This is a genomic window from Paraburkholderia sp., assembly GCF_035656215.1.
Taxonomy (GTDB): domain Bacteria; phylum Pseudomonadota; class Gammaproteobacteria; order Burkholderiales; family Burkholderiaceae; genus Paraburkholderia.
In genome coordinates, this window is sequence record NZ_DASRSY010000468.1 from 24,494 (window position 1) to 35,614 (window position 11,121).

The 11,121-nt window shown below is 61.7% G+C and carries 7 protein-coding genes; 5 read left to right on the plus strand and 2 right to left on the minus strand.

The genetic code is table 11. From position 1 onward, the window contains the following. Positions 1–635: 635 nt before the first annotated feature. From VFE81_RS27640 to VFE81_RS27660, 5 genes are all read left to right on the plus strand, one after another. Entirely contained in the window at positions 636–3,860 is a 3,225-nt protein-coding gene (locus VFE81_RS27640) for an efflux RND transporter permease subunit (protein WP_325047621.1), read from the plus strand. Positions 3,861–3,895: 35 nt separating this feature from the next. Beyond that, the gene (locus VFE81_RS27645) at positions 3,896–5,119 is read left to right on the plus strand and encodes an efflux RND transporter periplasmic adaptor subunit (RefSeq protein ID WP_325047622.1); all 1,224 of its coding nucleotides are present in this window, start codon (positions 3,896–3,898) and stop codon (positions 5,117–5,119) included. Positions 5,120–5,154: 35 nt separating this feature from the next. Beyond that, a complete protein-coding gene (locus VFE81_RS27650; RefSeq protein ID WP_325047626.1) occupies positions 5,155–6,654 on the plus strand; it encodes an efflux transporter outer membrane subunit in 1,500 nt (499 codons plus the stop codon). A gap of 78 nt (positions 6,655–6,732) precedes the next feature. Continuing rightward, positions 6,733–7,419: a heavy metal response regulator transcription factor gene (locus VFE81_RS27655; RefSeq protein ID WP_007176723.1), complete on the plus strand. Its 687-nt coding sequence runs from the start codon at positions 6,733–6,735 to the stop codon at positions 7,417–7,419. Beyond that, complete coding sequence (locus VFE81_RS27660; RefSeq protein WP_325047623.1) at positions 7,416–8,840, plus strand: heavy metal sensor histidine kinase; 1,425 nt, start codon at positions 7,416–7,418, stop codon at positions 8,838–8,840. The genes VFE81_RS27655 and VFE81_RS27660 overlap by 4 nt, the downstream gene beginning before the upstream one ends. Here VFE81_RS27660 and dinB read toward each other — a convergent pair. Both dinB and VFE81_RS27670 read right to left on the minus strand, forming a co-directional pair. Next, positions 8,837–10,003 carry a DNA polymerase IV gene (gene dinB / locus VFE81_RS27665; protein WP_325047624.1) on the minus strand — a complete coding sequence of 389 codons (1,167 nt, stop codon included), beginning with the start codon at positions 10,001–10,003 and terminating at the stop codon, positions 8,837–8,839. The two genes, VFE81_RS27660 and dinB, sit on opposite strands and share 4 nt — an antisense overlap. A gap of 295 nt (positions 10,004–10,298) precedes the next feature. After that, the coding region (locus VFE81_RS27670; protein WP_325047625.1) for a substrate-binding domain-containing protein at positions 10,299–11,121 on the minus strand (823 nt) is incomplete at its 5' end.

The following is an 11,121-nucleotide window of genomic DNA, read 5'->3' on the forward strand; positions in this document are numbered from 1 at the left end:
GCGGCAGGAAAGCCGTGCCGCTCGTCGCGGCACAGGCGAATCGCGCGGATCGGTGCGCGAACAACAATTCTGCTCGTGCACCTGTAAATCTCACAGATACAGTTGATGGCCTGTGCAACAGCACAATCGTGCGACTGCCATTGCCTCCCGCCACGCCGGCGATTAGTGCGATGGCCCAACCTCTTTGTGACGAACGTAGGTGACGAACGTACGTGACGAACCTAAGCGACGAACGTAAGCTCGTTGCATGAGGCAACGCAGCGCGTAAGGTTTTTGCATTGCGCAATTTAATCTAAAGGCATGTTTCGTGGCATTTCGGCGAGACATGCCTTTAGCAATTCCATTAAAAGAGCTTATCTCCCTCTTATCAAACGTTTGCACATCGTCAACCCGCATGCGTTTGAAGCGTCGCCTATCATTACATTAGCCTTCCTGACAATTTCGCCATTTTGGCGCCATGCAGGCGTTGGTGCTACCGATCTAGCATAAGGCCTGATTCACCGGGAGAGGCGCGGGCATTGGCCCCGGCAACGTGGTTTCATGTTTGCCGGCTTCAGCATGTCGAATGCTGAAACAGCGCGACCGTCCAGTCACGGCGATTCAATTCCTTATCGGCATTCTCTCGGGCGCGTTTCATGTGGATCGTCAACGTTGCGCTTAAGCGGCCATACACGTTCATCGTGATGGCCATCCTGATCCTGCTGGCGACGCCCTATGTGCTGTTGACCACGCCGGTCGACGTGTTGCCGGAAATCAATATTCCGGTGGTCAGCATCATCTGGAATTACGCGGGCTTGTCGGCCGAAGACATGGCCAACCGCATCACGTCGGTCAACGAGCGCAGCCTGACCACCACGGTCAATGACATCGAGCACATCGAATCGCAGTCGCTTGCGGGTATCACGATTCTCAAGGTGTTCCTGCAGCCGAACGCGAACATCCAGACCGCGATCGCACAAACGGTGGCCGTCGAACAGGCACAGCTCAAACAGATGCCACCAGGCGCCACGCCGCCTCTGGTGATCAGCTACTCGGCCTCCAGTATTCCGGTGATCCAGCTCGGCTTGTCGAGTCCGAAGCTCTCCGAGCAGGCGCTCAACGACACTGCATTGAACTTCCTGCGTCCGCAACTGGTGACGATTCCGGGCGCGGCCGTGCCGTATCCGTACGGCGGCAAATCACGTCTGATCTCAGTCGACCTCAACACGCGCGCGTTGCTCGCAAAAGGCCTGACGCCATCCGACGTGGTCAGCGCGTTCAATGCGCAAAACCTGATTCTGCCGACCGGTACGGCCAAGATCGGGTCGAAAGAATACACGATCAATATGAACGGCTCGCCCGCCACGGTGGAAGGGCTCAACGACATTCCGGTGCGCACGCTCAATGGCGCGACGACGTATCTGCGTGAAGTGGCTCACGTGCGCGACGGATTCTCGCCGCAGACCAATATCGTGCGGCAGGACGGACACCGCGGCGTGCTGATGTCGGTGCTGAAGAACGGCAGTGCGTCGACACTCTCGATCGTCAATACGCTGCAAGGCCTGCTGCCGGCGGCGCGCGCCGCGTTGCCGCCGGACCTGCACATCACGGCGCTGTTCGACCAGTCGGTATTCGTGAAAGCGGCGGTGCAGGGTGTGGTGCGTGAGGCCCTGGTTGCGGCCGCGCTGACCGCTGCGATGATTCTGCTGTTCCTCGGCAATTGGCGCAGTACCTGCATCATCGCGATTTCGATTCCGCTGTCGATTCTGTCCTCGTTGCTCGCACTGCACGCGCTCGGGCAGACCATCAACATCATGACGCTGGGCGGTCTCGCGCTGGCGGTCGGAATTCTGGTCGACGACGCGACGGTGACGATCGAGAATATCGAACGGCATCTGCATATGGGCACGAATCTGCACGATGCGATTCTCGACGGCGCCGGCGAAATCGCGATTCCTGCACTCGTGTCGACGCTGTGTATCTGTATCGTATTCGTGCCGATGTTCTTCCTGACCGGCGTCGCGCGTTACCTGTTCGTGCCGCTCGCCGAGGCGGTAGTGTTCGCGATGCTCGCCTCGTACGTACTGTCGCGCACACTGGTGCCGACATTGGCGATGCTGCTGATGGGCCATGCGCACAAGCCCAAGGCCGGTGCCAGTCCGAATCTGTTCATGCGACTCTATCACCGCTTCGATGCCGGTTTCGAGCGCATGCGCGGCGCGTACATTGTGATTCTCAGTAGCGTGCTGGTGCGCCGGGGCCGGTTCGGCGGTCTGTTCCTCGGTTTCTGCATTGTGTCGATGGGACTGGTTTTCGTGCTCGGCGAAGATTTTTTCCCGAGTGTGGACGCGGGCGACATTCGCCTGCATATGCGTGCGCCGACCGGCACGCGCATCGAGGAAACCGCCCGTCTCGCGGACGAAGTCGAGAAGGTTATCCGCGAGGTCGTGCCGCCTAAAGATCTCGGTACGATTCTCGACAATCTCGGCTTGCCGTATAGCGGTATCAATCTCTCATATAGCAACGCCGGCACGATCGGCACGCTCGACGGCGAAATTCAGGTGGCCCTGAACGAAGACCACAAACCGACGCAAACCTACATGGACAAATTGCGCGCGGTCTTGCCGCAGCGCTTTCCGGGCGTCGAGTTCTTTTTTCAACCGGCCGACATCGTCACGCAGATTCTCAATTTCGGTCTACCCGCCGCCGTGGACGTGCAGATTTCCGGTGCGGATCAGGAGTGCAATTTCGACGTTGCACGCAAGCTGCTGAAACAGGTGCGGATGATTCCCGGCACCGTCGACACGCACATCCAGCAGAAACTGGACGAACCGGCCATCAATCTTCAGATGGACCGTACGCGCCTGCAGCAGCTCAACCTGAGCGCGAGCAACGTGGCGCAAAACGTGCTCATTTCTTTGTCGGGCAGTTCGCAGACTTCGCCGGGTTTCTGGTTCAACAACAAGAACGGCGTCGAATACAACGTCGCGGTGCAAACGCCGCAGTATCAGATTTCGTCGATCGATGAGTTGTTGCGCACGCCGGTATCGGGCTCGGCCAACGGACCGACGCAACTGCTCGGCAACCTGGTGCGGGTCTCGCCGCAAAATCAGTTCGCGGAAGTCACGCACTACAACATCCGGCCCGTGATCGACCTGTACGTGAGCGTCGAGAAGCGCGACCTGGGGAGCGTCGCGAATCAGGTCGACAAGCTGGTGAATAACGTGCGGGCGTCGCTGCCGCGTGGCAGTCAGATCACCTTGCGCGGCCAGGTGCAGACCATGCGCAGTTCATTCTTCGGTCTGGGTCTTGGCGTGGCGATGGCAATCGTGCTGGTGTACCTGCTGATCGTGGTGAATTTCCAGTCGTGGGTCGATCCGCTGATCATCATCAGCGCGTTGCCCGCGGCACTGGCGGGCATCGTATGGATGCTGTTTCTGACCGGCACGCATTTGAGCGTGCCCGCATTGACCGGCGCGATCATGACGATGGGCGTCGCCACGGCCAACAGTATTTTGATGGTGTCGTTCGCGCGCCAGCGGCTCACCGCCGGTGCGCCGCCGCTCACCGCCGCGCTCGAAGCCGGAGCAAGCCGGATCAGGCCGGTGCTGATGACCGCGTTCGCGATGATCATCGGCATGGTTCCGATGGCGCTGGGTCTGGGCGAGGGCGCCGAGCAGAACGCGCCGCTCGGCCGCGCGGTGATCGGTGGATTGCTGTTCGCCACCGTGTCCACGCTGTTTTTCGTGCCGCTGGTGTTTGCCGGCATTCATACGCGCCTCGCGCGGCGCCACCACGACGATGACGACACAGATACAACGGGCGGCCACGGCAACGACGGCCCATCGCCAAACCGCGGCGGCGAAGGCAAACCCGCGTAACGTTAATTGACGGCTGACTGAGATGGCTGACTGAGATGACCGAAAAAACTCATGCATCGCTGGCGATTCCCTCGCGAGAGACCGAAAGCGGCCACGCTTTGCCGCCGCGTAATCGCGAATGGAAACGCGCGAAAATCGCCGTCTGGATTGTGCTGGCGCTGCTCGCCGTGGGCGCATTGCGCACGGTGATCGCAGATGTTCTGCAAAACCGCTCAGTCGCTGAAACGACCCGGCAGAACGCCGCGCAGTATGTGAACGTGGTGAGTCCGACGCAAACTGAAGGTGGCGGTAACACCTTGTTGCCGGGCACGTTGCGCGGCAATGTCGAATCGCCGATCTACGCACGCTCGACCGGTTATCTGCTGCACTGGTACGCCGATATCGGCGCGCGGGTGAAGCAGGGGCAACTGCTTGCCGATCTCGATACGCCGGAAATCGATCAGGAGCTCGCGCAGGCGTTGGCACAGCGTCAGCAAACCAGTTCGAGTCTCGGCCTCGCCAAAAGCTCGCTGGATCGCTGGCAACAACTGCGTCAACGCGATGCGGTCTCGCAGCAGGAGCTCGACGAACGGCAGAGCACGTACACACAGGATATCGCCAACGTCGCTGCTGCCGATGCCAACGTGAAACGCCTGCAGCAACTCGAATCGTTCAAGCGCATCGTCGCGCCGTTCTCGGGCGTGGTCACGCAGCGCAATGTCGATGTCGGCGACCTGATCGACGCGGGCAGCGGCACGAGCCGCGCGCTGTTCGCATTGGCGCAGTCGGATCCGCTGCGGGTCTATGTGCAACTGCCGCAGGCGTACGCGCAAAACGTATCGGTCGGGCAGAAGGTCGTGGTCACGCAGGCCGAATTGCCGGGGCAGCAGTTCCACGGCACGATCACGCACATCTCCGGCGCGATCGATGTGCCGACCCGCTCGCTGCAAATCGAAGTGACCTTGCCGAATCCCGACGACAGGCTGCGACCCGGCGCGTATGTGCAGGTGGCCGTGCCGGCGGTCGTTCACGCGCAATTGATGGTGCCGGGCAATGCCTTGCTGTTTCGCGCCGAAGGTCCACGCGTCGCTGTGGTCGATGCAAATGGCAATGTGGCGTTGCGCAAGATCGTGATCGCGCAGGACCTTGGGCAGTCGCTCGAAATCGAAAGCGGGATCGAGGCGAACGACAAGATCATCATCAATCCGAGCGATTCGATCGCGGACGGCGATCACGTGCAGATCACGCAGCCGCGGAAAAACGGCAAGGGGGCGTCGTGATCTCGAAGCAGGCGGGCGCTTGTCGGGCAGTAACGATACAGACGGCGCGGACGACACTGAGGACGCTTGCGGCCGCCGCGAGCGCGGCCTTGCTGGCCGCGTGCACCGTTGGCCCGGATTATCAGCGTCCGCAAGCCGAGGTGCCGCCGACCTGGCAAACCGATTCGTACTGGCGCGTCGCGGCGCCTTCGCATGCGCCGATCTCGCTGGACTGGTGGAGCGCGTTCGGCGATCCGACACTCGCCACGCTGGAAACGCAGGCGCTCGCGCAGAATCAGACGCTGGTCGCGGCAAGCGCGCATTATGAACAGGCCAAAGCCACGCTCGCGAATACGCGCGCCCAGCAGATTCCCGAGGTTGATGCGACGGCGTCGGGATCGCGCTTCAGAGTCTCTAAAGATCGTCCGCTCACGAATTACGCCACGCCGACAACCTCGACCGTGCAGAACAATCTGCAACTCGGTCCGACGATCAACTACGACACCGATCTATTCGGACGGATACGTCGTGAAGTGGAAGGCGCCGCGGCCTCAGCGCGGCAATCGGCGGACGACCTCGCCAACGCACGGCTCGTCCTCACCACCGATCTCGCCACCGACTATTTCTCGCTGCGTGAACTCGACGCCGAGATCGACGTGCTCAATCAATCGGTGAAATTGCAGCAGAAGGCGCTCGATTACGTCACGAGCGAACACGACCTCGGCTCGGTGTCGGGGCTCGACGTGTTGCAGCAGAAGTCGCTGCTCGATTCGACACGGGTGCAGGCGCAGCTCCTGTTGAATCAGCGCGCGCAGTACGAACATGCGATTGCCGCGCTGGTCGGCGTGCCCGCGCCGCAGTTCGCGATCGAACCCAAAGTAATCGACGTGAATGTGCCGCCGATTCCGCTTGGTTTGCCGAGCGACGTATTGCAACGCCGCCCGGATATCGCGTCGGCAGAGCGCGCGATGGCCGCGGCGAACGCGCAGATCGGCGTTGCCAAAGCGGCGTTCTTTCCGAGCCTGACGCTGACACCGAGCATCGGCTGGGAAAGCACGCAGTTTGCAAGCCTGCTGAGCGCGCCTACGCTGATGTGGACGCTTGGCGCGACGGTCGGCCAGGTGTTGTTCGACGGCGGCCGCCGTGCGGCGAACGTGAAATTCGCGAGCGAAGGCTACCAGGCGAGCGAGGCGAATTACCGGCAAACTGTGCTAACCGCGTTCCAGCAGGTGCAGGACGGCATCACAGGTCTGTCGGTGCTGGACGGCGCAGCGAAGCAGTCGCACGAGGCGGTGACTGACGCGCAGCATCTGCTGTCGCTTGCCAACGACCGTTATTCGGGCGGCCTGGTTGCGTACCTCGACGTCATCACGGCGCAGCAGTCGCTGCTGACCAGCGAGCGTCAGGACGTGCAGATTCATGGCCAGCAGATGACCCTATCGGTTTCGCTGGTGAAGGCGCTGGGCGGCGGCTGGGACGACGGCACGAAGGTATCGGGCGCGCAGGCACCCGGCAGCACAGCGGACACGAAGGAGGCGATGGCTCCCGCGAAGTGAGCCACCTGACAATGACACGGCCAGACAGGAACGAGGAAAACGAAGCGTTTCGTATAATGCAGATACAAGGGGACGCGCATGAAATTGCTGATCGTTGAAGACGAGCATAAGGTGGTGGACTACCTGCGCTCCGGTTTGACAGAGCAGGGCTGGGTTGTCGACGTCGCGCTCGACGGCGAGGAAGGCATGCATCTGGCCACCGAATTCGATTACGACGTCATCGTCCTCGACGTCATGCTGCCCAAACGCGACGGTTTTAGCGTGCTGAAGGCGCTGCGCATGCGCAAGTCGACACCGGTGATCATGCTGACCGCCCGCGACCATGTGAACGACCGCGTGCGCGGTCTGCGCGAAGGCGCCGACGACTACCTCACCAAACCCTTTTCTTTTCTCGAACTGGTCGAGCGGCTGCATGCACTCGCGCGCCGCACGCGTTCGCAGGAGTCGACGCTGATTTCCGTGGGCGATCTGTTCGTCGATCTGATCGGCCGGCGCGCCACCCGCGACGGCGTACGCCTCGATCTGACCGCCAAGGAATTCCAGTTGCTGAGCGTGCTGGCGCGCCGGCAAGGCGACATCCTCTCGAAGACCGCCATTACCGAACTCGTGTGGGACGTCAACTTCGACAGTCATACGAACGTGGTCGAAACCGCGATCAAACGACTGCGCGCCAAGCTCGACGGTCCGTTTCCCTCGAAACTGCTGCACACCGTGCGCGGCATGGGCTACGTGCTCGAAGTGCGTGAGGAAGCAGAACAATCATGAACCGTTCTATCGCGCGCCGCCTTGCGTTGATGTTCGCGCTTGTGGCGCTATTGGTGTTCACGCTGGTCGGTACCGGGCTGTTTCTGGTGTTGCGCACGCAACTCGAACACCATTTGCGCGAATCGCTCGACGATCGTACCGAGATCGCGCGGATTATCGTGTATCACGCGGTGACGCCGGAGAAGTGGCGTATGGCCCGCGAAAAGCTCACTGACATGACGCCGCACGACGGCAGCACCGTGTATTCGGTGTTGAGCAACGATCCGTATTTTCACTACGGCAAGCTTATCGAGGGGCCCGTGGTGTCGAGCTGGCCGGGTGGCTACGCGAGGGTTTCGCCAGTCGGCGGCGGCGCGGATATGCTGACCATCACGGTGACGATACCGGCTTACGGGGCCCGCCCACCTGTGCAATTGCAGGTCGCCGCCAGTTGTTCGCCGAACACTCGCACAATGCGTGTGTTCGGGGCGGCGCTCGCCGCGCTGTCCGCGTTGGGCAGTCTCGCCGTGCTGCTGCTGAGTTATTCGGTCACGCGGCTCGGTCTTGCTCCGTTGACGCGCCTCACGAGAGATGCGTCCGCCGTGAGTCCGAATAACCGCTCGCAACGTCTGAATACGGCCTCGCTGCCACTCGAATTGAACGATCTGGCCAATTCGTTCAACGGCGCGCTCGAACGTCTGGATGGCGCATACGGCCGCCTCGAGTCGTTCAACGCGGACGTGGCTCACGAACTGCGTACGCCGGTGACGATTCTGATCGGCCAGACCGAAGTGGCGTTGACGCGCAACCGCTCGGTCGACGATTTGCGCCATACGCTGCAATCGAATCTCGAAGAGTTCGAACGTATGCGGGCGATCATCAACGACATGCTGTTCCTTGCTCGCGCCGACCAGGGCGAGCGCGCGACGGGCCTCGTCGAAGTGTCGCTGGCTGCGGAAGTCGCGCATACGCTGGAGTTTCTGGAGATTCCGCTGGAAGAAGCGCGCGTGCATGCGCAATTGCGCGGCGATGCCGTGGCGCGTGTGAACCGCTCGCTATTTGGCCGCGCCTGCACGAATCTGCTGATGAACGCGATCCAGCACTGTGCACCGGGCGCGGCGATTACGGTGACGATCTCAAGTGCAGCGGATCAGTTGCGCGTAGCAGTGGCCAACCCGGGCGAGCCGATCGAGCCGGGCGTGCTCGAACATCTGTTCGACCGGTTCTATCGCGCGGAAGTGTCCCGCACCAATAGTCGCGAAAATCACGGGCTGGGTCTTGCGATCGTGAAGGCGATTGCCGAGATGCATCGCGGCACGGTGTCGGCGGAAAGCGCGAACGGGGTCAACACGTTTGCGTTTTCGATTGCGGCGTCGAGTGTGGAAACCAGCTTGCCGGTGGCGCGCACGAATGCCAATGTCCCTGTGGAAGCAGCGGGTTAATCGTCGCTGGCAAAAGGCAAATCGGCCTGAACCGGTAGACGCTGCTTCATCGGCTGCGCGTTGGCCGGCGTCAATGCGCTCACGCGCACGCCCAGCAGCCGTAGCTTGCGATTCAATTCCACCCGTCTCAGACATTCGGTTGCGGCGCGCCGTATTTCGGTGGCGTCGGCAGTCGGTTCGTCGAGCGTCAGGTCGCGCGTGACCGTGCGGAAATCGTCGTAGCGCAGCTTGATGCCCACGGTGCGGCCCACATAGCCCTTCTTCACCAGGTCTTCCGCGACGCGCACGCATAAGCCGGTAAACGAACTCGACAAGGCCGGGCGATCATGACGCGGATGCAGATCGCGTTCGAAGGTCGTCTCACGGCTCATCGACTTGGGTTCCGATTCGACCACGACCGGCCGCTCGTCGTAGCCTTGCGCGACTTGCATGAGCCACGCCGAGTAGCTGCGCCCGAAGTGGTCCTGCAACAGACCCGCGTCCGCCGCCGCCAGATCGCCGACGGTGACAAGACCGAGCGCCGTGAGTTTTTCCGCGGCCTTCGGACCGATTCCGTTGACCTTGCGCACCGGCAACGGCCACACGCGCAATGGCACGTCCGCAGGCGTCAGGATCGTGAGGCCGTCTGGTTTGTCGAGTTCGGAGCCGATTTTTGCCAGCAGCTTGTTCGGCGCTACGCAAATGGAGCAGGTGAGGCCGGTCGCCTGATTGACGGCCTGCTTGATGCGCGCGGCAATCTCGCTGGGTTCACCCGGCAACTCAGTGAGGTCGATATAAATTTCGTCGATGCCGCGGTCTTCGATCCGGTCCGTGAACGCGGCGACCGCCGCTTTGAACAGGCGCGAGTAGTGGCGATACGACTCGAAATCAGTGGGCAGCAGAATCGCGTCGGGCGCCAGCACGGCGGCTTTCATCATGCCCATGGCGGAGAACACGCCGAGCGCGCGGGCTTCGTAAGTGGAGGTGGTCACCACGCCGCGGCCCGCGTAATCGCGCAGCTTCGCAAAGCGCCGGCTGCCGTCTTCAAGCGTTTGCGGCACGCCATTGCGGCCGCCGCCGATGACCACCGCCTTGCCGCGCAGTTCGGGGTAGCGCAAGAGTTCAACGGACGCGTAGAACGCGTCCATGTCCAGGTGCGCGATGTGGCGGCTTACAGAACTCATGGATGGCGGAAAACGGGTGACGGTGCGGGCCGCGGCAGGCATGACAGTCGATGCGCGTGGCCGTTGCCCTTTCTTGTGGCTTGCTGCGTCGGGCGGCCGTTTGCAGGCAACGGGCGTGCGGCTCGCCGGACGTCAAACCGCAATATTACCTTGCTCCGCCGGGCAAAGTGTCGCGGCTGGTGGCGTCACAAGCGGGAACGCTCATCCGGGCGCCGGCTAGCGCCCGGATGAATGCGTTTCGTCCGGACTATGCGTGCCTTTTATGTCACCTGCAGTCACCTGCAGTCACCTGCGGTCACCCGCAAGCCGGCTTGGCTTTCTTGCACGCGTCGGCAAGCTGGGGCGGCGGGTCCTTCTTGAACACCGTCTTATAAGACTCGAGCACGTTCGACTGAACCACCGGCAGAGACTGCACGCCGATCCATGCAGGGGGCGTCTGTCCGATCAGCGCCTTCATCATCGCCATGGCCTCGGCTACGCCTTGATCATAAGGGCGTTGCGAGCCGGTTGCCTTGAGCGGTCCGCCCTTGGCAATTTCGATGGCTGACTGAAGGCCCAGATCGACCGTCGTGACGGGAATATTCACACCTTGCGCCCGCATCGACGTCAGCGTGTCGAGCGCCGGTTGATCCCAAACGGCGAACAGCCCCTTGACGTCCGGATTCCCGGTGAGGAAATCGCCTGCGATTTGCCCGACCTTCGACGGGTCCGTAAAGGCGACCTGTTTGATCTTGATATCCGGACGCTTTTTCTTGATCCAGTCGTTGACGGCCTTGGTGCGTTCCGTCGTGCTGAAGTAATCCACGCCGAAATTCACGAGCCCGACGGTTGCGCCCTGCGGCACGCACGAGGCGAGTACTTTCGCCGCGATCTGGCCGTTGCCTTCGCTGTCGGCGGAAATCATCGACGCGTATTGCTCAGGATGCTTAAGGCCGGTCGGTACGTTGTCCATGAACACGAGTTTGATGCCGGCCTCGGACACTTTCTTGTAGGTGGCGGCCGTTGCCGTTCCGTCGACCGGAATGGAGATGATGCCGTCCGGATGGCGCTGGATGGTGTTCTCGATATCCGCGATCTGCTTGTCGACCTGGTATTCCGCCGAAGCCGTGCCGATCACT

Excerpts from the sequence above, each read along its gene's own strand:
- VFE81_RS27655 (WP_007176723.1), top strand. The coding sequence starts at position 6,733 with ATGAAATTGCTGATCGTTGAAGACGAGCATAAGGTGGTGGACTACCTG.
- VFE81_RS27640 (WP_325047621.1), top strand. The coding sequence starts at position 636 with ATGTGGATCGTCAACGTTGCGCTTAAGCGGCCATACACGTTCATCGTG.
- VFE81_RS27645 (WP_325047622.1), top strand. The coding sequence starts at position 3,896 with ATGACCGAAAAAACTCATGCATCGCTGGCGATTCCCTCGCGAGAGACC.
- VFE81_RS27660 (WP_325047623.1), top strand. The coding sequence starts at position 7,416 with ATGAACCGTTCTATCGCGCGCCGCCTTGCGTTGATGTTCGCGCTTGTG.
- dinB (WP_325047624.1), bottom strand. The coding sequence starts at position 10,003 with ATGAGTTCTGTAAGCCGCCACATCGCGCACCTGGACATGGACGCGTTC.